This is a genomic window from Pontibacillus marinus BH030004 = DSM 16465 (genome assembly GCF_000425225.1).
Lineage (GTDB): Bacteria > Bacillota > Bacilli > Bacillales > BH030062 > Pontibacillus > Pontibacillus marinus.
The window spans coordinates 1-23,998 of record NZ_AULJ01000034.1 but is presented as its reverse complement, the minus strand read 5'-3'; the positions used below and the strand labels follow the sequence as shown (position 1 = coordinate 23,998).

At 39.1% G+C, this 23,998-nt stretch carries 28 protein-coding genes and 1 pseudogene; 7 read left to right on the top strand and 22 right to left on the bottom strand.

The features are described 5' to 3' along the window. Positions 1-17: 17 nt before the first annotated feature. Entirely contained in the window at positions 18-494 is a 477-nt protein-coding gene (locus tag H514_RS0107375) for an NUDIX hydrolase (RefSeq protein WP_027446384.1), read from the bottom strand. A gap of 167 nt (positions 495-661) precedes the next feature. On the opposite strand from H514_RS0107375, the gene H514_RS24270 reads away from it, so the two are divergent. Continuing rightward, complete coding sequence (locus tag H514_RS24270; RefSeq protein WP_081672961.1) at positions 662-772, top strand: YjcZ family sporulation protein; 111 nt, start codon at positions 662-664, stop codon at positions 770-772. Positions 773-852: 80 nt separating this feature from the next. Here H514_RS24270 and H514_RS0107370 read toward each other — a convergent pair whose 3' ends face one another. From H514_RS0107370 to H514_RS0107350, 5 genes are all read right to left on the bottom strand, one after another. Next, a complete protein-coding gene (locus tag H514_RS0107370; protein WP_027446383.1) occupies positions 853-1,044 on the bottom strand; it encodes a hypothetical protein in 192 nt (63 codons plus the stop codon). 2 nt (positions 1,045-1,046) lie between these two features. Continuing rightward, positions 1,047-1,220, bottom strand: a complete 174-nt coding sequence (locus H514_RS24635) for a hypothetical protein (protein ID WP_154657350.1) — start codon at positions 1,218-1,220, stop codon at positions 1,047-1,049. Positions 1,221-1,333: 113 nt separating this feature from the next. Then, positions 1,334-1,804 (bottom strand): thioesterase family protein, encoded by a 471-nt coding sequence (locus tag H514_RS0107360; protein WP_036842030.1) that lies wholly within the window; start codon positions 1,802-1,804, stop codon positions 1,334-1,336. 15 nt (positions 1,805-1,819) lie between these two features. Next, positions 1,820-2,779 carry a 3-hydroxyacyl-CoA dehydrogenase NAD-binding domain-containing protein gene (locus H514_RS0107355; protein WP_036842031.1) on the bottom strand — a complete coding sequence of 320 codons (960 nt, stop codon included), beginning with the start codon at positions 2,777-2,779 and terminating at the stop codon, positions 1,820-1,822. A gap of 2 nt (positions 2,780-2,781) precedes the next feature. Further along, positions 2,782-3,672: a beta-keto acid cleavage family enzyme gene (locus H514_RS0107350; RefSeq protein WP_027446380.1), complete on the bottom strand. Its 891-nt coding sequence runs from the start codon at positions 3,670-3,672 to the stop codon at positions 2,782-2,784. A gap of 188 nt (positions 3,673-3,860) precedes the next feature. Here H514_RS0107350 and H514_RS0107345 point away from each other — a divergent pair, with 188 nt between their 5' ends. After that, positions 3,861-4,409 carry a TetR/AcrR family transcriptional regulator gene (locus H514_RS0107345; protein WP_027446379.1) on the top strand — a complete coding sequence of 183 codons (549 nt, stop codon included), beginning with the start codon at positions 3,861-3,863 and terminating at the stop codon, positions 4,407-4,409. Between the two features lie 160 nt (positions 4,410-4,569). On the opposite strand, the gene H514_RS0107340 is transcribed toward H514_RS0107345, so the two are convergent. The 3 genes from H514_RS0107340 to H514_RS0107325 form a co-directional block, all read right to left on the bottom strand. Further along, positions 4,570-5,151 (bottom strand): hypothetical protein, encoded by a 582-nt coding sequence (locus tag H514_RS0107340; RefSeq protein ID WP_027446378.1) that lies wholly within the window; start codon positions 5,149-5,151, stop codon positions 4,570-4,572. A gap of 216 nt (positions 5,152-5,367) precedes the next feature. Beyond that, positions 5,368-6,237 carry a permease gene (locus H514_RS0107330; RefSeq protein ID WP_027446377.1) on the bottom strand — a complete coding sequence of 290 codons (870 nt, stop codon included), beginning with the start codon at positions 6,235-6,237 and terminating at the stop codon, positions 5,368-5,370. Between the two features lie 62 nt (positions 6,238-6,299). Further along, complete coding sequence (locus H514_RS0107325) at positions 6,300-6,623, bottom strand: ArsR/SmtB family transcription factor (protein ID WP_051255070.1); 324 nt, start codon at positions 6,621-6,623, stop codon at positions 6,300-6,302. A gap of 162 nt (positions 6,624-6,785) precedes the next feature. On the opposite strand from H514_RS0107325, the gene H514_RS0107320 reads away from it, so the two are divergent. The 3 genes from H514_RS0107320 to arsC are packed head-to-tail and all read left to right on the top strand — an operon-like array spanning position 6,786 to position 8,897. Next, positions 6,786-7,130: an ArsR/SmtB family transcription factor gene (locus tag H514_RS0107320; RefSeq protein WP_027446375.1), complete on the top strand. Its 345-nt coding sequence runs from the start codon at positions 6,786-6,788 to the stop codon at positions 7,128-7,130. A 15-nt stretch (positions 7,131-7,145) separates the two neighbouring features. Beyond that, positions 7,146-8,444, top strand: a complete 1,299-nt coding sequence (locus H514_RS0107315; protein WP_027446374.1) for an arsenic transporter — start codon at positions 7,146-7,148, stop codon at positions 8,442-8,444. Between the two features lie 27 nt (positions 8,445-8,471). Next, positions 8,472-8,897: an arsenate reductase (thioredoxin) gene (gene arsC / locus H514_RS0107310; protein WP_027446373.1), complete on the top strand. Its 426-nt coding sequence runs from the start codon at positions 8,472-8,474 to the stop codon at positions 8,895-8,897. Positions 8,898-8,950: 53 nt separating this feature from the next. On the opposite strand, the gene H514_RS0107305 is transcribed toward arsC, so the two are convergent. The 5 genes and pseudogenes from H514_RS0107305 to H514_RS0107285 form a co-directional block, all read right to left on the bottom strand. After that, positions 8,951-9,511, bottom strand: a complete 561-nt coding sequence (locus tag H514_RS0107305) for a CBO0543 family protein (protein WP_036842032.1) — start codon at positions 9,509-9,511, stop codon at positions 8,951-8,953. 88 nt (positions 9,512-9,599) lie between these two features. Then, the gene (locus H514_RS0107300; RefSeq protein WP_027446371.1) at positions 9,600-10,610 is read right to left on the bottom strand and encodes a FecCD family ABC transporter permease; all 1,011 of its coding nucleotides are present in this window, start codon (positions 10,608-10,610) and stop codon (positions 9,600-9,602) included. Then, a complete protein-coding gene (locus H514_RS0107295; protein ID WP_036842033.1) occupies positions 10,607-11,602 on the bottom strand; it encodes a FecCD family ABC transporter permease in 996 nt (331 codons plus the stop codon). Before H514_RS0107295 ends, H514_RS0107300 begins: the two co-directional genes overlap by 4 nt. 68 nt (positions 11,603-11,670) lie before the next feature. Beyond that, a pseudogene (locus tag H514_RS0107290) lies at positions 11,671-12,480 on the bottom strand (iron-hydroxamate ABC transporter substrate-binding protein); the annotation flags it as partial. A gap of 100 nt (positions 12,481-12,580) precedes the next feature. Next, entirely contained in the window at positions 12,581-13,426 is an 846-nt protein-coding gene (locus H514_RS0107285) for an ABC transporter ATP-binding protein (protein ID WP_027446368.1), read from the bottom strand. Between the two features lie 130 nt (positions 13,427-13,556). On the opposite strand from H514_RS0107285, the gene H514_RS0107280 reads away from it, so the two are divergent. Beyond that, positions 13,557-14,612 carry an NAD(P)/FAD-dependent oxidoreductase gene (locus tag H514_RS0107280; protein ID WP_027446367.1) on the top strand — a complete coding sequence of 352 codons (1,056 nt, stop codon included), beginning with the start codon at positions 13,557-13,559 and terminating at the stop codon, positions 14,610-14,612. Between the two features lie 27 nt (positions 14,613-14,639). Here H514_RS0107280 and H514_RS24265 read toward each other — a convergent pair whose 3' ends face one another. The 7 genes from H514_RS24265 to sigW all read right to left on the bottom strand — a co-directional run bounded on the left by H514_RS24265 (position 14,640) and on the right by sigW (position 22,122). Then, the gene (locus tag H514_RS24265) at positions 14,640-14,795 is read right to left on the bottom strand and encodes a DUF1540 domain-containing protein (RefSeq protein WP_081672960.1); all 156 of its coding nucleotides are present in this window, start codon (positions 14,793-14,795) and stop codon (positions 14,640-14,642) included. Positions 14,796-15,001: 206 nt separating this feature from the next. Then, positions 15,002-16,807 carry a glutamine--fructose-6-phosphate transaminase (isomerizing) gene (gene glmS, locus H514_RS0107270; protein WP_027446366.1) on the bottom strand — a complete coding sequence of 602 codons (1,806 nt, stop codon included), beginning with the start codon at positions 16,805-16,807 and terminating at the stop codon, positions 15,002-15,004. Positions 16,808-17,332: 525 nt separating this feature from the next. After that, on the bottom strand, positions 17,333-18,682 hold the full coding sequence (gene glmM, locus H514_RS0107265; RefSeq protein ID WP_027446365.1) for a phosphoglucosamine mutase: 1,350 nt from the start codon (positions 18,680-18,682) through the stop codon (positions 17,333-17,335). A 40-nt stretch (positions 18,683-18,722) separates the two neighbouring features. Further along, complete coding sequence (locus H514_RS0107260) at positions 18,723-19,955, bottom strand: CdaR family protein (RefSeq protein WP_027446364.1); 1,233 nt, start codon at positions 19,953-19,955, stop codon at positions 18,723-18,725. Next, complete coding sequence (cdaA, locus tag H514_RS0107255) at positions 19,948-20,769, bottom strand: diadenylate cyclase CdaA (RefSeq protein WP_027446363.1); 822 nt, start codon at positions 20,767-20,769, stop codon at positions 19,948-19,950. The genes H514_RS0107260 and cdaA overlap by 8 nt, the downstream gene beginning before the upstream one ends. Positions 20,770-20,929: 160 nt before the next feature. Then, positions 20,930-21,541, bottom strand: a complete 612-nt coding sequence (locus H514_RS0107250) for an anti-sigma factor family protein (RefSeq protein WP_027446362.1) — start codon at positions 21,539-21,541, stop codon at positions 20,930-20,932. A gap of 17 nt (positions 21,542-21,558) precedes the next feature. Beyond that, positions 21,559-22,122 (bottom strand): RNA polymerase sigma factor SigW, encoded by a 564-nt coding sequence (sigW, locus tag H514_RS0107245; protein WP_027446361.1) that lies wholly within the window; start codon positions 22,120-22,122, stop codon positions 21,559-21,561. Between the two features lie 210 nt (positions 22,123-22,332). Between sigW and H514_RS24260 the strand changes: the two genes are divergently transcribed. After that, positions 22,333-22,485 carry a Spo0E family sporulation regulatory protein-aspartic acid phosphatase gene (locus H514_RS24260; RefSeq protein ID WP_081672959.1) on the top strand — a complete coding sequence of 51 codons (153 nt, stop codon included), beginning with the start codon at positions 22,333-22,335 and terminating at the stop codon, positions 22,483-22,485. 53 nt (positions 22,486-22,538) lie between these two features. Here H514_RS24260 and rocF read toward each other — a convergent pair whose 3' ends face one another. Next, complete coding sequence (gene rocF / locus H514_RS0107235; protein ID WP_027446360.1) at positions 22,539-23,441, bottom strand: arginase; 903 nt, start codon at positions 23,439-23,441, stop codon at positions 22,539-22,541. Between the last annotated feature and the right edge of the window lie 557 nt (positions 23,442-23,998).

Genomic DNA, 23,998 nt, shown 5'->3' with positions numbered 1-23,998 from the left:
ATTGAAAAAGCTGCTCCTTATTTAGGAGCAGCTTTCCTCTGGCAGGTATAATATGTAATAAAACTCTCCAAAACTTTCTTGTCAGGGGGGCTTAAAGGAGATGGTAAGTCATCTAAGTCGAAGTATTGCAATGCTTCAACTTCCTCTGGCTCTTTCCTTAGTTCACCTGAGAATTCTGTACAAACGTAAGAAGCGATCACATTGTACACCTTATCCCCATGTGGATATTTATAAAAAAGTTCTTCTCCTGAAAACAACTGAAAAAAATCAAGATGATGTGCTTTTAGTCCAGTTTCCTCCTGAAGTTCACGTGCTGCCACTTCTTGTAGCTTCTCTCCAGGCTCTAAAGAACCACCAGGTAATCCCCAACATTGATTGTCTGTTCTCTTCTGTAGGAGTAACCGCTTTTGCTTATCCAGAAGCAGTACACTTGCTCCGACTACGATTAAAGGCTTGCTTCCTACAAACTTTCTTAGGTTCATAACATACCCCATAAAAGAACTCCTTCGAAATTTTTTCGTAAAGCATGAGTAGGCCAATCTATCATTCTAAAAAGGATGTTGTTCTATAGGCATTCCCCCATACAAAGATGGTCCCCCAACCATATGATGTATTAAAGGATAAGGCTTTCATCTTGATGGGACCTTATCTTACCTAAACTATGATGAAGGGAGATTTTTCTATGTCTTGCGGATACGGCTATGGAAGTAACTTTGTGTTGATTGTTGTACTGTTCATCCTTCTTATCATTGTTGGTGCATCTTTCTATTAAGCCGATAAATGTAACCTGAAAAACACCTAATCCTCTTGAGGGTTAGGTGTTTTTTCATTCACACACAATCATGGTATAAATTATTCACCGCCATCTCCTCCACCATCACCATCCCCGCCATAAAAGAAGCCACCTGAACCAGCGTCTCCTCTTCGACTACGTGCAGTGAGATTATCTTTCTTTGCAGCTACTCCACCTTTATCGAATTTAGCTAATTTAAGAACAATGATTATAATAAAAAGAAGAGCAAAAAATAAGATAAACCCTCCCATTGTTATTCACCACCTCCGCCGTCACCGCCGAAGCCTCCATCACCACCAAAGAAACCTCCGCCTCCAGAATCGGAATGATCATGATGATCACCGCCATGAAAGCCTCCACCTGATGCCTTCTTGCCAATATTAATAACGACAATAATAATAAAAAAGATAACAAATAATGCTTCCACTTTTATCACCTCTTATACAATTAGTACGTTTTTATTTCCATTAAGTTTCATAATTTGGAAAATAAGAGTATAAAAAAGACCACGGAACAAGATCCGAGGTCCTTTAAACTGCTTTATTTTTTTCGAATTCCTATCTGCCTACCAGCTTGTTTTGGTAGATCCTTCTTTGAATCTACTAGGAAAATTCCTTCAACTTTCCTAGCAACTTTTTCAGGAAAAGGAGCCGGACGTCCTTCGTTTTGATCCATCCCCATAAGCATCTGTTCCATCGTTGCAACAAGGTAGCCTTGAGCATTTTCCATAGCAAGAAATTGATGAAGCCTTTTTTCATCTGTATCGAGCAGTTGACTTTTGACGGTAAGGGTCTCCCCTTCATGGGCTTCTTTTAAATAACAAATATGCGTTTCTAAAGTAAAAATCGTGTAAGAATGTTCTGCACGTCCACTCTCTCCCAAACCAATATGCTCTAAATATGCTTCCCCCGCCAAACTAAAGGCTCGGGCATATTCAGCATCATTCATATGACCATTGTAATCTACCCATTCAGGCAATACGTTTTGTTCAAAGCTAAATGTTTGTTGCACGCTCACACCTCCGATTTATACTTTTTCTTTCTTCTGGTCTTCAGGCCAATATTCCTTCACAAGATCAAGTAAACGGACTAAAAATTCATTTCGATTTTGATCTAATTCAGACATCGATAAATCGCCAGCTTGCTGTTCACAACCCGATACGACTTTATCATAAAGTTCATCAGTTAATTCAGGTGCTTCAAGTTTTGTCCATGGCTTTTTCAATGCTGGACCAAATTGTTTAAGCATATGACGCATGCCGCCTTCTCCTCCAGCTAGGTGGAACGTAAGGAATGGACCATACTGGGCATAGCGTTGTCCCGCTCCATAAATAAATGCTTGATCCACTTCTTCAGTGGTCGCAATTCCTTCATTTACAATATGAAGAGACTCACGCCAAATTGCCTCGATTAACCGATCTGCGATATGCCCTTCAATTTCATGACGGACGAGCAATGCTTTCATATTAAGCCCTTCGAAAAAACCTTGCGCTTTCTCCACATGCTCCTTTGTTGTCGCTTTACCTGGCACTACCTCGACCAAAGGCAAAATATAAACAGGGTGAAATGGATGCGCAACAACGAAGCGCTCTGGGTGTTGTAGGTTAGCTTGTAATTCAGACGGCATAATACCAGACGTACTTGAACCGATCACAGCATCAGGTTTTGCATGTTGATCAATACTCTGAAGCACAGTCTGCTTAAGCTCTTCTATTTCCGGAACATTCTCCTGAATGAAATCAGCATCCGCTACAGCTTTTGAAAGATCTTTTTCAAAAGTCAAACGATCCTTTGAAGCTCCTTCAGCCAAGCCTAACTCTTCTACATAAGGCCAAGCATGATCAACAGCTTTTCTCATACGTTCTTCTGCTCCTTCAGCTGGATCTGTTGCTACTACATCATAACCGTGCGCTAAAAAGCGTGCAATCCATCCATTCCCGATAACACCTGTTCCAACTACGGCAACTGTTTGAATCTGTGTTGTCATACTTATTTCCCTCCATGCGGATTGCGTAGATTTAAATACTCTCGTGCTTCTTGTGGTGTCATGGGTTCAATGCCATGTCCGCCAAGCATTGATACAGCTTTGTCTACCAATTGTTCATTTTTAGCTAAGACACCTTTAGAAAGATACATGTTATCCTCAAGACCCACTCGAACATTTCCACCTAAAAGAGCTGCTTGAGCAGCGATTGGGAACTGCATGCGTCCAATACCAAAAGCAGACCAATGAGCATTCTCTGGTAAGCGATTCTTCATATACATCATTGTCTCTGCATCCGCTTCTGCTCCCCATGGGATCCCTAGGCAAAATTGGAACATGGGATCTCCATCTACAAGCCCTTCCTGGATAAGTTGTTTCGCAAAGCGAAGGTGACCTGTATCAAAACATTCAAGTTCTGGCTTCACTCCACTTTCTTGTACTAATTTGGCTTGTTCACGCAACCAATCTGTTGGACTCATATAGATCATATTGCCGAAGTTTGTGCTTCCACAATCAAGCGTACACATTTCTGGCAAAAGTTCGCCTACCGGTTCGTGACGTTCGGATGGAGTTTGAATATCCGTTCCATCGCCTCCTGCAGCTGGCGTTGCAAGACTTGGAATAAAGTCTCCACCTCCACCAGATGTAATGTTAATAATGACATCTGTCTCAGATTCGCGAATGCGATCTACAATTTCACGGTAATGATCTAAATCATGACTAATACCGCCAGTTTTGGGATCACGTGCATGAACGTGAGCTACTGTGGCTCCAGCTTTTGCTGATTCAATTGCGGAGTCTGCAATCTGCTTAGGCGTCACTGGTACGTTAGGGTTCTTTTGTGTTGTATCACCTGCACCTGTTACGGCTGATGTTAGTAAGATTTTATTTTTCACTATGAACTCCTCCTTCGAATTAAATAACTAATTGAAACTATACCATCTGGACTGTATAGTTTCAAACGTTTCTTTTATGTAATCATGTAAATAGATGGATAGTATGTACGAATGCAAATTGAAAAAGGATTTCGCTATTGTTACGATTAGATGGATAAAAAAAACCTAAACTATGTGAGGGAAAAATTATGCCAAGAGTATCGAAACGGCAGAAATTATTAGAAGCAGCAGCTTTAATTGTGCACAACCAAGGAATTGATGCACTCACCCTTGATGCTGTAGCGAAACAAGCTGAAGTGAGTAAGGGTGGATTGTTATATCATTTTGAGAGTAAAGAGGCTCTAGTAAAAGGCCTCGTTCAGCATATGGACAATATATACCGTGAAAACGTAGAAGGTTCTACTAAAGAAGATTCAGAGGAAACAGGAAAGTGGACAAGAGCTTTCGTCAATACAATGTACAAACAAAGTCTTGAAAATAAAGAGATTAGTGCTGGAATGCTTGCGGCCCAAGGGATTAACCCTGATTTATTAAAGCCGCTTCAAGAAACGTATGATCACTGGCAAGAACAGATCCAACAAGATGGACTTGATGACGTACAGGCTACGATATTGCGCTTAGCCGTAGATGGCTTATGGCTTTCTGAAATATTTGGTCTTGGAACATTAGATCAAGAGATGCGTAAGCGTGTATTAGAAACCTTGCTAGAACAAACACATCCTAAAGAAAAGTCATAAAGAAAACTTGCCGATTGGCAAGCCTTTTAAGGCGCAGACAGAGGCTTAGCCTTGGCTTATACTTCATACTTTCAAAATTTTAGCAATGTCGAATTTCTCCATTGCTAAAATTTTATACTTTCTTAACGTGTAAAAAATCACCCGAAACTCGGGTGATTTTTTAATATTTAATTCCGCTATTTCCTCCTAATTCATCATTAATAACCCCAATTCCTTCAATTTGTTTATCTTGTACATCAGGTTGAATGGAAGGGTTTAATGGATAAGCATTCCCGTTAAATTTTAATTCTTTATAGCTCGGCTCCATACCTCCACCTGCTACATACATCACAATGTTTTTCCAACCATTCGTTTTCTTATTCCGTATAATAATTGGATTACGAACTAATGAAATCTTAGAAATCAGATCATGGTCATGTGTAAAAATAATTCCACTACAACCACCTGTTCCACAAACGTAAGGACCAACCAAAAACACAATTGTTTCTGGTACTTGATCATCATTAAGATCAATTCGGTTGTAATAGTAAGTAATCTGATCTTTACCTTTCTCTAAATCAAAAACCTTGCTAAAAGCCTTTTCTAGCTCCGGGTCTGGCAAGGTTTCAGAGTTCATATGCGTGACCTTACTGAGATCCAGTTTATTTTTTGTTTCTTCAGCTTTATCGGTTGTTGCAAATGAAGTACTTGAAATCTGAATATACACCCACCCTAACACTACAATCCCTAATATCCATTTCATTCTCGTGTCCACCTCATCACTCCAAAGCATACCTAAAGTGTTTTATGTTAAACTAGTTTCCCCTATCTCCATGCGCTTATGTGACGTTACTTCTTTTCTTCTTTCTCTTTAATCTCTACTTTACAGCAATCCTTCTTCTTATTCCCTTTCCCCGTTAAAGCTTGAATAAGTTTTTTCATACTTCTCCACCTCCTTATATCAAATTTTTTTGATTAATTAAATCATATAAAATATCCATCCTGACACGGTGGACATAATAATCACTGACGCTACGAAAGTAACAACGAGTTCCTTCTTAAAAATAGATTTTAATAAAATTACCTCTGGCAAGCTTGCACCTGCTGAACTTATAAGCATAGCCATAACTGGCCCCAGTGCCATTCCTTTTAATACTAATACTTGAGAGATTGGGACCATACTGGACAAACGTATATACAATGGAATACCTAATACTGCTGCTACGGGCACTAGCCACCATGCTTCATCACCAAATACACTAGCAACAAATTCGGTTGGTACTAAACCATGTATTACTGCTCCGATTAAAGCCCCTAGTACTAAGTAAGGAAGTACCGTTTTCATGAGACCCACAGTTTCTTTCCATGAACCTTTCAAGGATGTATCCGATTCTTCATCTGGAGAAAACCCTGTAACAACTACATCTTTAACGGCTTTTTCGAATCCAAATGTATGGAGTAGTAAACCCATTACAATGGAGAAGACAGTGGTAATCACCGTATAAACAATCGTCACTTTCCATCCTAGAATGACGCCCATTACCGTTAATATGGTCGGATCCAATAATGGGGATGCAAATAGAAAAATCATAACCATTCCAAAGTTCAGCTTTTTGTTTAACATATTAACGACCACCGGAATGGTTGAACACGAACAAAAAGGTGTAATAAAAGCAAATAAGACTGCAATCAAAGAACCTAAAAGTTTATTACTGTTTGAAAGTACTTTCTCAACTTTTTGGTACGGGATGTATTTCTGTAAATAATTCATGAGTAAAGATACACCTATAAACAGAACAACCAATTCCAATGCAATCATAACAAAGCTTTTTAGCGTTTCTCCAACCATCATGACCAACTCCTTAAATCAAATATTTTTGATTAATTATGCACAATAAACCATTAAAAGGTTTATTGACCGCTCGGCCTAAATAAACAACAAAGTTCTTCAGATAGCAAAGCGTTAACAGTTTCTTCTTTAATCCAATAATAACTCCAGGTACCTTTCGTTTCTTTATGGATAAGATCAGCCTTTAGAAGAATTTTCAAATGATAAGATAATTTAGACTGGGAGAGATTCATATCGTCCACTAAATCACATACACATGTTTTTCCTCTTCTCGTTAATATGTTCATGATTTGCAAGCGTTGTTCATCAGCCAAAGCTTTGAACTTTTGGACATAAGGAGCATAATCGACTGTATTTTTGGTTTCTAGAATCGGAAATTCTTTCATTATTTTCACCCTCCTCATTAAATCAAAATTTATTGATTAATTATATCTTTACATAGTTTTCCTTTTCATTCAACCACTAAATCAAAAAAAGTTGATTTTTATAAAGATTCTGTTGTTCATATAAGTAAATAATTATATAATGATCCACGGAGGTGTAGGTGGATGAACAAAACCGTTTTATCTTTACAAGAAACATCTAAAGCGTTGAAGTTACTAGGGGATCAGACTCGTTTAACCATACTAGGTTTACTCAAAGATAACGAATGCTGTGTTTGTGAATTTGTTGAGATTCTAGACATGTCTCAACCTGCCATTAGCCAACACCTAAGGAAATTACGTGATGCTGGAGTTGTAAAAGAAAAACGTAAAGGACATTGGATCTTTTATTCTTTAAATGAAAGCCATGAAGCCTATGAGCTCATTTCTGAGATTATCGGATATATCCCTAATCAAAAAGAAAAGATTATCGAACTCGAAAAAAGCGGTAAACGTATTACATGTAAATAAGAAGGGGGAATCTTTTTGCAAGCATCAGTATTATTAGCTATTTTAATATTCTTACTTACTTTAGTTCTTGTCATCTGGCAACCCAAAAACTTAGGCATTGGGTGGTCGGCATGTGGAGGTGCGATTCTTGCACTTCTTGTAGGTGTTGTTAATTTTCAAGATGTCGCAACCGTTACAGGGATTGTATGGAATGCAACACTCGCTTTCATTGCTATTATTATAATTTCTTTAATTCTTGATGAAATTGGTTTTTTTGAATGGTCTGCTTTACACATGGCCCGTATTTCAAATGGAAATGGCATCAAAATGTTCATCTACATTACGTTACTTGGTGCAGGAGTAGCTGCTTTATTTGCAAATGATGGTGCAGCTTTAATTTTAACCCCAATTGTTCTAGCAATGGTTCGGGCATTGAACTTCAAAGAACGCATGATCTTTCCGTTCATTATGGCCAGTGGTTTTATTGCTGATACGACTTCCTTACCTCTTGTCGTAAGTAACCTAGTTAACATTGTATCAGCTGACTTTTTTGATATTGGCTTTCTAGAATATGCATCTAGAATGATCATTCCAAATTTCTTTTCATTAGGTGCTAGTATTCTTGTTTTATATTTATTTTTCCGAAAAGATATTCCTAAAACCTACGATATGAATCAAGTGAAAGCACCGCGTGATGCAATTCAAGACCATAAGATGTTTCGTTTATCTTGGTGGGTATTGGGGATTCTACTTATTGGTTATTTTGCAAGTGAATTTCTCACCATACCGGTATCCATCATCGCTGGTATCGTCGCTATCTTTTTCTTAATTATGGCGAGACGCAGTCCTGCAGTAGAAACCGCTACTGTTGTAAAAGGTGCGCCATGGGCCATCGTTTTCTTCTCCATTGGGATGTACGTTGTGGTTTATGGCTTACGTAATGTAGGGCTTACAGATGTTCTAGCGAATGTGATCGAATTAGCAGCTGATCAGGGTCTCTTTATTGGCACCCTATCCATGGGCTTCATTGCAGCGATTTTATCCTCTGTGATGAACAACATGCCTACAGTCATGATTGACGCTTTAGCAATCGCAGACTCCAGTGCTTCAGGGATCATGAAAGAAGGACTTATTTATGCCAATGTAATAGGTAGTGACCTTGGACCAAAAATCACACCGATTGGCTCTCTTGCCACATTATTATGGCTACACGTTTTATCTCAAAAAGGGGTAAAGATCTCTTGGGGATACTATTTTAAAATCGGAGTCATCCTAACGATTCCAACCTTAATCATAACATTAGTGGGTCTCTACCTTACTTTATTACTTCTATAATATTTAAATCAAAGGAGCTAGATCTATATGACAAACCAAAAACCCGTACTTTACTTCTTATGCACAGGTAACTCTTGCCGTAGTCAAATGGCAGAAGCTTGGGGTAAACATTATCTAGGAGATAAATGGGACGTAAAAAGCGCTGGCATTGAAGCACATGGTTTAAACCCAAATGCCGTGAAAGCAATGAAGGAAATCGGAATGGATATTACGGACCAAACTTCTGATATCATTGACCCTGATATCTTAAAAAACGCGGAGTTCGTCGTAACATTATGTGGAGATGCTCGTGACAAGTGCCCAATGACGCCTCCTCATGTACGAAACGAACATTGGGGTTTTGATGACCCAGCTAAGGCTGAAGGAACAGAAGAAGAAAAATGGGCCTTCTTTCAACGTGTTCGTGATGAAATTGGTGACCGTATTAAGGTATTTGCGGAAACAGGTGAATAAGACATTAAAAAAGAGCTTGGGTTTCCAAGCTCTTTTTTAATGTCTTCCTTTAATTATTTTGAAGAAACCTTCTTCTTATGAAGCAATCCATCAACCAGCCATTTAATTAGAATAGCCTTCAAAATATATATAGGGAAAGAATACAAGTATCTCCAATTTTCCAGATTATAAATATCTAACCATACCGTTAAAGGTTCAAATATAAATGAAAAAGCTAAAGCTAATATAGTATTAGCTAAAATAAATGGTTTCCATTTCCCAAAGTATTGATATAGGAACATGTGAAACACAACGATAATCCCTTGATCAACCGCCACTAATCTAGGCATCATAGGAACTAATTGATACGGATAAGACCAAAGGTGATTTTCCACCCCTAAATCATCGAGCATAATAACTAAGTTCATGAGCAATGCTCCATACAACAATATACGAAAAATCCTTTTTCTATCTACAAACTTCCACCATATGATCCAAGGAACGATAAGTGCAATTAAAAGTATCCACCATTGGAAGGTAAACAAATTTTGATTTAGGAAGTATTCCAATCTAAGGTCCGATAATTGTTCATGAATCGTTTGTATTTCGTTATAAGTAGAATTATTATTAGTCATTGCATATCCCTTTACTAATTTTTATGATTATCTATCATCATTTACATAAAAGGATAAATTCATTCTCTTTCGTTCGCTATTCCAATACTTACACGTTTCGCATTAATAAAAAAATAAAATAAGGTGCACCTATTAAAGCTGTCATGATACCAGCAGGAACACCATTCGGATCGGCCAAGTTATGACCGATTGTATCTGCTACTAAAAGAAGCCACCCTCCTAATAAGACTGCAATGGGAATATATAATTGGGTCCTTGGCCCAATCAATGCTTTGGCCAGGTGTGGAGCCAGAAGCCCAATAAACGCTATTCCCCCTGTAACTGATACAGAAGCTGCTGCTAATGCTACAGCTGTAACAAGAAGCGTGAGCCGTTCTTTTTCAATTGAAACTCCCGCTCCAATTGCTGCAGATTCGCTTAAACCGAGTAAGTTCATTCGATTAGCTTTATATAAGGTGAACGGAACTAGTATAATTAGCCAAGGTAATAAGGCTAAAATAAATGGCCAATCCGTTCCCCATATATTTCCGGCTAACCAGTTCGCTATAAAGTCTACTTTTGAGCGTTTAGCTGAGGAAATTAATATAATCATGGACCCAGATAACGCCATGGCAAAGCCAACTCCAACTAACACTAAACGCACAGGCCTGAATCCCACATTCTTTTGGTAAGAAAATAAGTAGATTAACCCGGCAGTTAAAATGGCTCCTGCAAAAGCTACTGCTGGCAGCATATATACAAATGATCCTGCTTCAATCGGGAAAAATAAAAAGAAAATAGCAATAGCTACACCTGCGCCAGCATTTATACCAATGATGCCTGGATCAGCTAGATCATTGCGCGTAATGCTTTGAAGTATTGCTCCTGATAATGCTAATGCCATTCCTGCTAGTATGGTTATAATAAGGCGTGGCAAACGAACCGAAAAGAACACAAACTCTTCTTTAAAGGTTCCCTGACCTAAAATTGCAGGAATCAAGCGATCAAAGGATACGGAAGAATACCCAATCCCCATAGCAATAAAGCTCGTTATAAGGATTAAGGATAAAAATAAGAGTACAAGCATCCGTTGCTTTTTCAAAACTCGTGGATGAATCATGATAATTCTTTACCTCCCCTCTTCACAATAAATAAGAAGAATGGGAGTCCCATTATGGCTACAATTGCAGCAACAGGTGTTTCATACGGTGCATTGATTGTTCGCCCTACTGTATCTGCAAGCAACATAAATCCTGCTCCAATAAATATGGACATCGGTATAATAAATCGATAATCCGTACCTACAATCGCTCGTACAATATGGGGGATCATAAGTCCAATAAACACCATATTTCCCACAAGTGCTACAGCCGCCCCAGCAAGGATAACGACACAAATGAACAATCCGAACTTGATTCGTGTCACTTTTTGACCTAATCCAACTGCTACCTCTTCATTCAAACTAAGAATCGTAAGCTGCTTCGAGAGAAAAATAGCCAGAATCACTCCGAATAAAATAAAAGGACCGATCAGATTAACCTGACTCCATGAAGTTCCTACTAAGCCACCCGCTGTCCACATGCTCACATCTTTAGATACTTTGAAGTACAACCCAATGAATTCTCCAATAGCTGATAGAAAAGCAGTTACAGCTGCACCAGCTAAAACGATACGAAATGGAGAAAAACCTCCACGCTTTACGGATCCAATTCCGATAACAAGAATGGCTCCCACTGCTGCACCTATAAAACATGCGATGGTTACCCACAAGTAACTAGCTGACGGAATGATAGCAATGGCTATAGCTAATGCAGTATTGGCTCCAGCTGTTAGACCGAGCAAACCTGGATCCGCCAATGGGTTCTTCGTCAGACCTTGCATAACAGAACCAGATACAGCTAAAGCCGCTCCAACGAATATGGCAGCAACCTCACGTGGAAGACGAATTTCATTGATTAACAGTGTCGATTTCGTTTCTATGTCTGTCATGATAGCTAGCCAAACATCTTTCACTTGAATGTCTGCTGCTCCAAAACTCATCGCTATTATAAAGGCCCCTAGACACAAAAGAATTCCGAATATGAATTTATAAATTAAAGAGAGTTGTCTCATATGGATCTCAGCTTCCTTATGTATGAAAGGGAATCAACGAATTGATCCCCTTCCCCTTTTCTTATTCATTATTTACCTAAAAATGCTTTTTCGAAGTAGTCTAATTGATATTCTAGCGTATTCGGTCCATTAAAGTAGAATGCTTTTGCATTTACCTCAAACACATTACCGTTCTTTACTGCAGGAATGTTTTGATACGTTTTCGTTTCTTGGTACGAGTTATCAGCATCTTGGTTCTTACTTATAACCATATAGTCACCAGCGAATTCTGGTAATACTTCAGGAGAAATGGCATAGTAACCTGGTTCAAGAGCCATTTCTTTTACTTTCTCAGGCATTTTCAAGCCCATCTCTTGATATAAGATCTCTGTTCCACGTCCCCAGTTATCACCAAATACATAGATTTGCTTATCGAACTTCTCAATAACAGAAACCGTTGTGTTTTCGCCGATCTTTTCTTTCACTTTCTCACCTAGGGCTTGAGCACGCTTCTTAAAATCTTCTACCCATGTGCGAGCTTCTTCTTCTTTATTTACAAGCTTACCGATTTCAATGTGTTGTTGTAAGTAGTCCACTTTACCATATGTATAAGTAACCGTTGGAGCAATCTCTTTTAACTTCTCAACGTTTTTCGTATTGGATAATCCAATAATAAGATCAGGATTGAGTTCAATAATTTTTTCAAGGTTGTCAGCTGAAACAGCTTCAATTCCTTCAAGTTCATCTTCAAAGCGTGGGTTCATTTTCGACCAAGAATCCACACCTACCATATTCACATCAAGGTTCATTAAGTTCCCTGCAAAAGATGAAAGAACAATAACACGTTCAGGGTTTTTCGGCACCTCTACTGGACCGTTCTCAGACTGGTACGTGAAAGTATCCGTTTCCTCTTCCTCATTGGTTGTTTCCTCTGATTTTGTTTTTTGTTCGTTCTCCTTTGTTTCCCCTTCTGCTTGTTCTGCATTATTTGCGCAAGCACTAAGAAGAAGCGCTAACAAGATGAACAGCGTCATTTGTATTTTTTTCATGGTTTTGTTCTCCCTTCCATAAGTTATACGTTAAGCACATCGGTTTATTTGTACGAGGGTCTCGGCCTACCTCGGCATCGATTTGAAAGACATCTCGAAGGACATCCCGCTCAATTACTTCCTCAGAGCTACCTGCCTTTACGATTTCTCCAGCTTTCATTGCGACGATATAATCAGCAAAACGCGCAGCTTGGTTCAAGTCGTGTAAAACCATTACAATGGTACGACCTTCTTCTTGATTTAACTTTTGTAAGAGCTCTAAGACTTCAAGTTGATGAGCCATATCTAGGTATGTAGTCGGTTCATCCAAGAAAATCATATCCGTTTCTTGTGCAAGTGACATAGCAATCCATACACGCTGACGTTGACCACCTGATAAGGCATCGACAGGTTCATACTTGAATTCCGTGGTCCCCGTAACCTCCAGCGCCCACTCAATCACTTCCAGGTCACGTTTTGTTAAACGACCAAACCCCTTTTGATAAGGAAAACGTCCATAAGATACAAGCTCTCCTACAGTTAAGCCACTGGCACTATCGGGGTTTTGAGGCAAAATCGCCAACTTACGTGCTAATTCTTTTGTGTTTTGTCTCGTGATACTTTCTCCATCAAGAACGATAGATCCTGATTGATGAGAAATAATACGTGTCATAGCTTTAAGTAATGTTGATTTTCCACACCCATTGGACCCAATGATCGTTGTGATTTGTTGATCGGGTATGTCAACTTGTAGGTCTCTTACAATGGTCTTCTCTCCATAACCAACGCTAACGTCTTCAGTAAAAAGGCGAGCCATATGTACCCTCCTAAAATTAATGTGCACACTTCCATTGATAATGATTATCACTTCCGATACAATAATAACTATAATGCGATTGAGAATCATTGTCAACGAAAACGTTGAAAGATTTTAAGGAGTGGGGAGAATGCAGGAACATGAATGCTTTGATGTAACGATAATCGGCGGTGGGCCAGCGGGGTTATATTCAGCTTTTTATAGTGGGTTACGTGAAATGAAAACGAAAATTATTGAGTACCAACCCCAACTAGGAGGAAAAGTACATGTTTATCCAGAGAAAATTGTATGGGACATTGGAGGACTTACACCAACTTCGGGGGAACAACTAATTTCACAGCTTGTCGAACAAGGATTATCATTTGACCCAGAGGTTGTACTAAATGAAAAGGTCGTTTCAATCAATAAAAATGAAGAAGGTCTATTTGTGCTTCAAGCCGCTTCAGGTACTGTACATTACTCAAAAACCGTCATAATAGCCGTTGGAAGTGGCATTCTTAAGCCTCAAAAGTTACAACTGGAAGGTGCCGACCGCTTTGAGGTTACGAACCTGCACTATACCATTCAATCCTTAAAATTATTTAAAGATAAAACCGTTTTGATTTCTGGTGGTGGTAATTCAGCCATTGATTGGGCAAATGAGTTAGAGCCTATCGCTAAACAAGTGTATCTTACCTATCGAAAGGATCAGTTAAAAGGACACGAAGCTCAAGTAACACAGCTATTAAACAGTTCTGTCCAATGCTTATTGAATACAGAAATCACAAAGCTAACCGCAAACGACAATCAGAATGGCGTTGATAAAGTGGAATTAACGGATTGTAAAACAGGTGAGGTATTCACCCTAGATGTTGATGATGTTTTAATCAACCACGGCTTTGATCGTGATGCTTCATTACTTGATAATAGCCATGTGAACATTGAACGAATAAATGATTATTTTATAGCTGGAAACTCATCTAGTGAATCTTCAGTAGAAGGCCTGTATGCTGCAGGGGACATCTTAATGCATGAGGGTAAAGTGAATTTAATCGCAGGAGCCTTTCAAGATGCTGCAAACGCTGTGAACAAAGCGAAAACATATATTGATCCCGACGCAACAGCAAAAGGCATGGTATCTTCCCATAATTCCATATTTAAAGAGCGCAATAAAAAGGTTGTCCGAGAACTCGTAAAAGAGGGATAGCCAGATAGTGGCTACCCCTTTCTTCCCTTACACTTCAGGCACAAATGTTTTACAATCTGTTTCCTCACTTTTCGAGGCTTGGTCTCCTCGGTGACTTACTACATAAATTTCTTCAGCATGACACTTGTTACCTTGACCCCAATACTTACAATTATTCACTTCGCATAATACATCTTTAGCCATGATGCCACACCTCCCTCTTGTAGATTAGGTTGGGCATATTGAGATGGATTCATACCTTCTAGACATCAAAGCATAACGTTAAAAAAAGCCAAGAGCCTTTTAGCTCTTAACTTTTAACGTGCCAATTAAGATGTCTTTTCTTGATTTCTTTGGGATCCTATAAAAAAAGGAGAAGCCCCAAACAAATGGGTGCCTCCCCTTTTCATTTACTCAACTGTAACACTTTTAGCTAGGTTGCGTGGTTTATCTACGTCACAGTCACGATGAAGTGCTGCGTAGTAAGAAATAAGCTGTAATGGTACTACAGAAACAAGTGGCGCCAGAAGTTCATCCACCTCAGGAAGAACGAACGTGTCTCCGTCTTGTTCCATACCTTTCATGCTAAGCACACATGGGTTCGCTCCTCGGGCTGCTACCTCTTTTACGTTTCCACGGATAGAACCGTTAACGTCTTTTTGTGTAGCTAGTGCAACCACTGGAGTACCTTCCTCAATTAGAGCAATGGTACCATGTTTTAGCTCGCCTCCAGCAAATCCTTCAGCTTGAATATAAGAGATTTCTTTAAGTTTCAGTGCACCTTCTAATACCACGTAGTAGTCAATACTACGGCCGATGAAGAAGCAGTTTCTTGTTGTTGGTAAGAAGTCTGCTGCAATCTTCTCCATTTCTTCCTTCTGATCACATAGAGCTTCCATTGCGTTAGCCGCAATTCCAAGCTCTTTCATTGGATCAAATTTCATATCAATACCTTTAGCTTGGGCAGTATCAACGGCAAGAATAGCTAGCACAGCCATTTGAGCTGTGTATGCTTTTGTAGAAGCTACAGCAATCTCTGGACCGGCATGTAAATGTAGTGTGTAATCTGATTCACGAGAAAGGGTTGATCCAGGTACGTTTGTAATCGTAAGGGATGGATGACCCATCTCTTTTGTTTCAACAAGCACTGCACGACTGTCTGCAGTCTCTCCACTCTGAGAGATATACACAAACAGAGGCTTTTCAGAAAGCAATGGCATGTTGTAAGAGAATTCGCTAGCCACGTGAACCTCTACTGGGACTTTTGCTAGCTTCTCAATAAATTGCTTTCCAATTAGACCAGCATGATAACTTGTGCCACATGCAATAATATATACACGATCACAATCCATCATAGCTTGACGAACGTCTGGATCTAGCTTAATTTGGTCGTTTTCATCCTTATATTCTTGGATAATTCGACGAATAACAAATGGTTGCTCATCAATTTCTTTGAGCATGAAGTGTGGGTACGTTCCCTTTTCAATATCACTTTCATCAATTTCAGCTGTGAATGGTTCACGGTCTACCTTTGTTCCATCTAGTTTTTGGATCTGAACCTGATCACGTTGAACAATCACGATTTCTTTATCTTCTAGTTCAACGAATTGATCCGTAACTTGAAGCATTGCCATTGAGTCACTTGAAACGACGTTAAAGCCATCTCCCAGACCTACAAGCAATGGGCTTTTATTTTTCGCTACGTAAATAATTTCAGGATTCTCAACATCCATAATTGCTACTGCATAAGAGCCTTTCATTAGAGAAATGGCTTTGGTGAATGCTTCTTGTACATCTCCTATCTCGTTATACAGGTTCTCAACTAGTTGGACAATGATTTCCGTGTCCGTTTCACTTTTCATATCTACATCTGAAAGGTACTCACGTTGTACCTCTTCGTAGTTTTCAATTACTCCGTTGTGAACGATCGTGAAGCGACCAGACGCGCTCTGGTGAGGGTGCGCATTTTCGTAACTCGGAGCACCATGTGTCGCCCAGCGGGTATGGCCGATTCCTTGCGTTGCACGAACGTCTTTTTTCTCAACTTCTTCACGAAGTGCTGCGATGCGTCCTTTCACCTTCGTGATGTGAACACCTGCGTCATTTAATTCTGCAATCCCTGCTGAATCATATCCGCGGTATTCAAGCTTTTCAAGTCCTTTTAGTAAAATCTCTGTTGTATCTTGTGTTCCAATATATCCTACAATTCCACACATATCGTTGTTTCCTCCTTATATTTAAAGGGGCAAACAAACGAGCCTTATTTTCGGGGCAGTTGTTTGCCCCTTTCTCATGAATGTTGTCACCTTATACGCATCTTTTGTGCAAAGAGTCGCCTCTTTGTTTTAGATGAGTATGTTTCGGTTGAGGTGTAAACAACCGGGAGGCATCCGCCGAAAACTCGATGAACCTCCTCCTCGTCAACTATTCCTTTACAAGAAATAGTCCAGGCGCTTTTGAAATAATATAATGATTGACTTTCTGTCCCCCTCTCCCATTTTGAATGTCTTAAAGAGCATTCCTTGTGTTAAATATCCGTTAATAGAGAGTGTTAAACCCCTAAAAAAACAAGGAACATTAATCATTTTACTCTAATTTGAAATTGTTGGTCAATAACGTTTGTGTTACAGCTTCATTGCAAAGATGACAAGAGATTGATAAAAGCATTGTTTTTCAATTGAACCTTGTATAATAAAATATGCGCAAATGGCTCGTTTGGTGCCATTTGCGCACATTTTAGACTAGTCTCTCATGCCTAACTCTTCATCAACCACGGAAACTACTTTTTCTACATATTTTTCACAATCTTCTTCTGTAGGTGCTTCCACCATCACCCTAACAAGTGGTTCTGTGCCTGAAGGGCGTACAAGTACACGTCCGTGTTCACCCATTTCTTCTTCAACTATTTCAATAGCTTCAGTGACACGCGGGTTAGTCATTACTTTATTTTTATCAATCACACGTACGTTTTTAAGAACCTGTGGGTACTTTTTCATTTCACCAGCAAGCTCCGATAATGTTTTGCCAGTGTCTTTTAGTACATCTACAAGCTTAAGTGCGGATAGTAAACCATCACCTGTCGTATTGTAATCTAAGAAAATGATATGGCCAGACTGCTCTCCACCAAGGCTATATCCGCCTTTACGCATTTCCTCCATTACATAACGATCTCCAACTGAAGTTTTATCACTCTTCATTCCATTTGCTTCAATTGCTTTGTAGAAACCGATATTACTCATAACAGTTGACACAACGGTATTATGACGTAAGCGACCTTTGTCATTCATATGCTTAGCACAAATGAACATAATTTGATCACCATCTACAATTTTCCCGTTTTCATCAACTGCAATAAGGCGGTCTCCATCTCCGTCAAAAGCAAGACCAATGTCTGCGCCTTTTTCTTTCACAAAGTCCTGAAGAGCTTCAGGAGCTGTTGAACCTACACCGTCATTGATATTGAGTCCATCTGGAGATGCTCCAATTGTCGAAATATCCGCTTCTAGATCTGCAAATAAATGTGGTGCGATTGCAGATGTCGCACCGTGTGCACAGTCTAACGCAATGTGAAGTCCTTCAAAGTCATAATCAATGGTTTGCTTAAGATATTGAATATACTTTTGTCCGCCTTCAAAATAATCATTTACTTGGCCAATATCTGCACCAGATGGACGAGGTAATTCATCTTCTTCTTGATCCATTAATGTTTCAATTTCATTTTCTTGATCATCCGTTAGCTTAAAGCCATCCGGGCCGAAGAATTTAATGCCATTATCCTCTACAGGATTATGAGAAGCTGATATCATAACGCCCGCTTCTGCTCCCATTGCTTTAGTTAGAAAAGCTACACCAGGTGTTGAGATAACGCCCAAACGCATAACTTCTGCTCCAATGGATAACAAACCTGCAGTTAATGCATTCTCTAGCATTTGGCCTGAGATACGTGGATCACGGCCAATTAAAATTTTTGGTTTAGATTGTCCTTTTGTAAGAACATATCCTCCAAAGCGTCCGACTTTATAAGCTAGCTCTGGTGTCAATTCTGTGTTTGCTACTCCTCGAACACCGTCTGTACCAAAATATTTTCCCATGCTTCAATCGCTCCTTCATTCTTGGCAAATGAATAGTTTATTACTCTATACGAATTTGAGCTTCTTCGTTACTAAGTTGCCAATCTAAATTTTCCGGACCATCCACTTCGATCGGGACACTAGATTCTCCTGTTTCAGCTTCTTGAACATCAATGAAAGCATTAAAGTCCTCCGCTGAAATCTCTGCTAAAGAAGATTCAGTTCCCGTTACCGTAATGTCGATAGTTTGATCTTCTGGGCTGATAAATGTAATTGATTGATCTTGCTGGAGATTTTCTACTTCTAATTCAACATTATTCACTGTTTTTTCAATTGTGTTTTCAACTTCCACGACCGCTTCTACCGTTTTTGGTTCTACTCTGTTTGCTTTAGATGGCATCGGCACATCGAAGGTAAGCGTCGTATCCTGATTAACTTGGGAAAGATCAATACTGATATTATTCAGTGATTCAATATTGTCTAATACATCATTGGAACCATATACTTCAACAGATGAAGGGTTTGCCGTAATTGATTTAAGACTTAATCCGCCTTGTAACTCCCCTTGTGTCTGGAACTCAATAGGTACCTCTTTATGCGGAGGTACAATGGGAACTTTTACTTTTACTGATGAGGGTTCCACAAATACATTTAATTCATTTCCTTGTTCATCATACACTTTAACTGGAGCTTCCTTCTTCGTAAAGGTCTCACTTTTTCCAGTTACATCCACGATCGCTTTGACCAAAGACACTTTCGAAACTTCTGATTTAGACCCTGTTACTTGAACCTCACTCGGAGTAATTGTGGGCTCATCAATTGTATAGCCATCTTCAATCGATTTTCGATTCATGAAATCTGTTTCGACTTCAAACGTCTCCGTTAAGCGCTCTTCCAAAGTAATTTCAATATTTTCGGGTTGTATGTACACAGACAATTGGTTAGCTAAACCACTAGCCTGAATAGGAACCGTATGTGTACCTGCTTCTACATCTTCCAAGTCAATAAACACATCAAAATTCTTTTGACGTATGGTTTTCGTAACCACACTATTCGGACCTTCCACCGTAACTGTGACGTTCTCAGGGACATTTTTTACAACATATTTTGTTTCATCCATGTAAACCTGTAGCGGTACATTGTTCATCGTTGCCAGTTCATTGTTCCCCTCTGAGAAGAATGTAGAATCTGAACGCGTATTTCCTTCATCCAAATTAACAGATGCAAATAATAATAACGTAAGGAGAAAAGAGAGAACGCGAATGAACCAGGGACTCTTTAGCCATTTATCCATCTTTATTCCCCCTCCAATTCCAACTTTTCGTCGTAGGGGCTTTCGGTACCATGTCCAATTCTCGCTCAAGAATATTTCGTAAATCGTCTTGATCCAAGTCTCGGTGAAGCTCACCATTTTTTGTACATGATATATTACCTGTTTCTTCAGATACCACGATTGTAAGTGCATCTGTCACTTCACTAATTCCAAGTGCTGCCCTATGTCTCGTTCCAAGTTCTTTAGAAATAAAAGGACTCTCTGAAAGCGGCAAGTAACAAGCAGCAGCTGTTATTTCATTATTCGTAAGTATAACTGCCCCATCGTGCAGTGGTGTATTCGGTATAAATATATTTGTTAATAGCTCATTTGTCAGTTTTCCGTTCACTGGAATACCGGTTTCAACGTAGTCCCCCATTCCAGTCTCTCGTTCAATTGTTATCAATGCACCGATACGACGCTTGGCCATATAATTACATGATTTCATTATAGCCGAAACGGTTTCTTTAAATGACTCTTCTTCATTCGTTGAGTTTCGAGCAAAAAAACTTCCTCTACCGAGCTGTTCTAGTGCTCGGCGTAGTTCAGGTTGGAATAATATAATCACACCAAGAAAACCCCATGTCAAAGCCTGCGACATTAACCACATGAGCGTCTTAAGCTGTAAAAAGTAACTAATTAACCAGATACCTAAGACGACAAAGATCCCTTTCAGTAACTGGACAGCTTTCGTCCCGCGAATCAACATGATTAATTTATATAAAACAAACCAGACAAGGGCTATATCTATAACGATCCGTACGTAACCTAATGCGTCTAATCCCCCATCAAGCATGTCTACACTTCCTTCTGTCCTAAACGTCAAATTTAATATACTACAATCTCTAATACATCACATTAATTATAGCATACTTCTCTTAATGAAAAATAACACAAAGCAGTTCATAATGTGTAAAAAAAACAAGCTACTCACATTGAGCAGCTTGTTATATCTTTTATTTTCCTATTGAAAAGATATCTTTCGCAGTCTTTTTCAAGTTATACCACATCCACTCAAACACTTGGTTTACTTGGTTTAACTCTCCTGTGACTTCACCAGCAGAGGCTTTTAAATTTTCACCATTAATAAGGACAACATCGCCATTTACTTTTCCCTCAATTTTGAGGTTCCCGTTTTTCACAACTAAGTCCCCTTCAACCGTTTTACCCTCTGGCACTATCACAGTATTTTCTTGTATAACAATATCCTTTTGTTTAGAAACACTTATTTGATGATCCTGACTCCAACTAGAGAACATTCCACCAAACATCAGAATAAAAAAGATCGCGGCTGCAGTTAGCACTGGATGTGCCTTTAGCCAACGTTTATACCCTAAAGATTTCTTTTGTTGAGGAAGATTCCCCATTACTTTATCAGTAAATCCTATTGGTGCCTGAACTTGATTTGCACTCTGCACCATAGCAATTGTCCGTTTTAGTTCATGAAAATGCTTTTGACAATCATCACAGTTTTGAAGGTGCTGACGCAATTCTATCTCTTCTTCTTTGGTCAAATCGTCGTCTAAATGTTTATGCATCAACACAACAGCTTCATTTGAACATTTCATACTCCCTCACTCCTTTTCTACAGGTTTCGAAGCTTTTTACGAAGCGCTTCTCGTCCACGGTGTACACGGGTCTTCACGGTACCCACGGGGATATCCAAAATATCGCTAATCTCCTGTAATGAAAGTTCATCTATATAACGTAAAACAATGACAGAACGATACTTAGATGGTAACGAAAGAATCTCTTTATGAATGTACTCTTGAATTTCTAAGCTTTCCACTTCTTCATCTGGCAAAACTTGATCAGCTGAAATCTGAGAATACATGGTTAATCCTTCGGTACCTTTAACCTCTGCATCTAAAAAGTAGTCAGGCTTTTTCTTTCGTATTCGATCAATCGATAAGTTTGTCGCTATACGATACAGCCAAGTAGAAAATTTCCTATTTTCATCAAATGAATGAATGTTCGTATAAGCTCTTAGAAATGCTTCTTGTGCAATATCCTCAGCCTCATGAGCATTCCCTAACATTCGAAAACAAATTTGATAAACTTTGTTTTGATAGAAGGAAACAACTTCCTCAAACGCCGATTGATCACCTTTTTTGATCTTTTTGATTTTCTGTTTAATAAATATCTCCATGGAATATACCTCCGCTAATGCTGCGGTTATCCCTTATACGAACAACCCCACCAATAGGTTTCACAATTATAAAAAGAAATTAAAAAAGCAATGTAACTATACAAACCTTATACATTTATGTTTTTTATTAAAAATAGGTTTGGAATTGAAAATATTGGGTACATTACCTTAAAAGTATATCATGATAATATACAGGGAGGATAGGTATGTATGTGTAAAAATATTCTAAATGAAATAGAATCTTACAGAGAAAAGATGGTTCAGTTAACAGCCACCTTACCATTATCATCTGAAGAAGTAGTGGAAGTAAGCTCTAAACTGGATTGCTTACTTAATGAATATGAAAAAACAAAGACAAAATGACGAAACAGCAACTACATATCCAACACATAGTTGCTGTTCCCCCACAAGATTTCCTATTTTAACTTCTCTCCAAATAAAGACCCCATAAGCCCTACAGCCACAGATGCTGTCGTATTTTTTTCGTCCAATATCGGGTTCACTTCTACAAATTCTGCAGAAGTTATAAAGTTTGCCTCTGCAAACATCTCCATCGCTAAATGACTCTCACGATAACTAATTCCACCCATTACAGGTGTGCCTACTCCAGGAGCATCATGAGGATCTAACCCATCTAAATCAAGGCTTAAATGTACACCATCCGTACGATCTTTTAAGTAATCCACAGATTCTTGAATTACTTTCGTCATCCCCATACGATCAATCTCATGCATTGTGTACACCTTGATACCTTTTTCTTTAATTAATTCTTTTTCTCCATCATCTAAAGAACGGGCACCAATAATCACAATATTTTCTGGCTTAATCTTAGGTGTGTAATCTTTAATACCAGTCAGGCGATCATGACCAATACCTAGGCTAACAGCTAAAGGCATACCATGTATGTTGCCTGATGGAGATGTATCGCCAGTATTTAAATCCCCATGGGCATCATACCAAATAACACCCAGGTTCTCGTAATGTTTTGAAACTCCTGCTAATGTTCCAATAGCAATGCTATGATCCCCACCAAATATCAATGGAAACCTTCCACTCTCAACTACTTCATCTACTGAGTTAGCCAGCTGAGCATTTCCTTCTGCCACTTCTTTCAAATTACGTAAGTTATCTTCAATTTGCACTTCTTTTCGGTTTGGACGAGGGATTTGAATATCTCCAAGGTCGTCTACATCATACTTAAGCTGTTCTAACCGTTCAATAACTCCAGCATAACGAATAGCACTTGGACCCATATCCACTCCGCGACGCAATTGACCTAAATCCATCGGAGCACCGATGATTGATAAATTTTTGTTCATTGTCCATCCTCCTTTGACTCTATTATTCATTGTAGACAGAGATAGGCCAATGACTCAACTGGACAGGATTTTGTATATATATGCGCTTTCATAGGGAAAATTAGAGGGTTTTCTTATAAACATAAGGTGATCTCACCTTACTTGAATTAAGTGGATATTTTGGGGTCGTATGAATTTCATATAAGCCCCCTTACCTTGAAGACTTGGATTCGAGATATATAGTGGTGGAGGTCCGTTGCTTTTGTGAGAGTAAGGGGATCGGTGAAACGGCAATACTCCTGCGGAAGACCGGCCGAGCTTCCTCGTTCGCAAGCTCTCTGCGGGATCTCGTCCGCCCTTTCTACCGCGGGAGTTTGCCGTTTCCCTCACCCCTTTGCTGTTATGAAAGTTAACTGACCCATGGCTGAGATCATTTTATCTCTTGCTTAAGGAAACTGTATTTTAGCTCTACATATAAGGCTTTAGATCACTTTGGTGCATATATGACTCACCCCCATAATCTACATCAGAAAACCTTACGATAGTTGCGGTTCCGTTATTCACCATTCGGCTAAGGT

Coding starts and splice junctions, on each gene's coding strand:
- H514_RS0107375 (WP_027446384.1), bottom strand. CDS start 494: ATGGGGTATGTTATGAACCTAAGAAAGTTTGTAGGAAGCAAGCCTTTA.
- H514_RS24270 (WP_081672961.1), top strand. CDS start 662: ATGATGAAGGGAGATTTTTCTATGTCTTGCGGATACGGCTATGGAAGT.
- H514_RS0107370 (WP_027446383.1), bottom strand. CDS start 1,044: ATGGGAGGGTTTATCTTATTTTTTGCTCTTCTTTTTATTATAATCATT.
- H514_RS0107355 (WP_036842031.1), bottom strand. CDS start 2,779: ATGACAACACAGATTCAAACAGTTGCCGTAGTTGGAACAGGTGTTATC.
- H514_RS0107345 (WP_027446379.1), top strand. CDS start 3,861: ATGCCAAGAGTATCGAAACGGCAGAAATTATTAGAAGCAGCAGCTTTA.
- H514_RS0107340 (WP_027446378.1), bottom strand. CDS start 5,151: ATGAAATGGATATTAGGGATTGTAGTGTTAGGGTGGGTGTATATTCAG.
- H514_RS0107330 (WP_027446377.1), bottom strand. CDS start 6,237: ATGGTTGGAGAAACGCTAAAAAGCTTTGTTATGATTGCATTGGAATTG.
- H514_RS0107325 (WP_051255070.1), bottom strand. CDS start 6,623: ATGAAAGAATTTCCGATTCTAGAAACCAAAAATACAGTCGATTATGCT.
- H514_RS0107320 (WP_027446375.1), top strand. CDS start 6,786: ATGAACAAAACCGTTTTATCTTTACAAGAAACATCTAAAGCGTTGAAG.
- arsC (WP_027446373.1), top strand. CDS start 8,472: ATGACAAACCAAAAACCCGTACTTTACTTCTTATGCACAGGTAACTCT.
- H514_RS0107305 (WP_036842032.1), bottom strand. CDS start 9,511: ATGACTAATAATAATTCTACTTATAACGAAATACAAACGATTCATGAA.
- H514_RS0107300 (WP_027446371.1), bottom strand. CDS start 10,610: ATGATTCATCCACGAGTTTTGAAAAAGCAACGGATGCTTGTACTCTTA.
- H514_RS0107295 (WP_036842033.1), bottom strand. CDS start 11,602: ATGAGACAACTCTCTTTAATTTATAAATTCATATTCGGAATTCTTTTG.
- H514_RS0107285 (WP_027446368.1), bottom strand. CDS start 13,426: ATGGCTCGCCTTTTTACTGAAGACGTTAGCGTTGGTTATGGAGAGAAG.
- H514_RS0107280 (WP_027446367.1), top strand. CDS start 13,557: ATGCAGGAACATGAATGCTTTGATGTAACGATAATCGGCGGTGGGCCA.
- H514_RS24265 (WP_081672960.1), bottom strand. CDS start 14,795: ATGGCTAAAGATGTATTATGCGAAGTGAATAATTGTAAGTATTGGGGT.
- glmS (WP_027446366.1), bottom strand. CDS start 16,807: ATGTGTGGAATTGTAGGATATATTGGAACACAAGATACAACAGAGATT.
- glmM (WP_027446365.1), bottom strand. CDS start 18,682: ATGGGAAAATATTTTGGTACAGACGGTGTTCGAGGAGTAGCAAACACA.
- H514_RS0107260 (WP_027446364.1), bottom strand. CDS start 19,955: ATGGATAAATGGCTAAAGAGTCCCTGGTTCATTCGCGTTCTCTCTTTT.
- cdaA (WP_027446363.1), bottom strand. CDS start 20,769: ATGCTTGATGGGGGATTAGACGCATTAGGTTACGTACGGATCGTTATA.
- H514_RS0107250 (WP_027446362.1), bottom strand. CDS start 21,541: ATGAAATGTTCAAATGAAGCTGTTGTGTTGATGCATAAACATTTAGAC.
- sigW (WP_027446361.1), bottom strand. CDS start 22,122: ATGGAGATATTTATTAAACAGAAAATCAAAAAGATCAAAAAAGGTGAT.
- H514_RS24260 (WP_081672959.1), top strand. CDS start 22,333: ATGTGTAAAAATATTCTAAATGAAATAGAATCTTACAGAGAAAAGATG.
- rocF (WP_027446360.1), bottom strand. CDS start 23,441: ATGAACAAAAATTTATCAATCATCGGTGCTCCGATGGATTTAGGTCAA.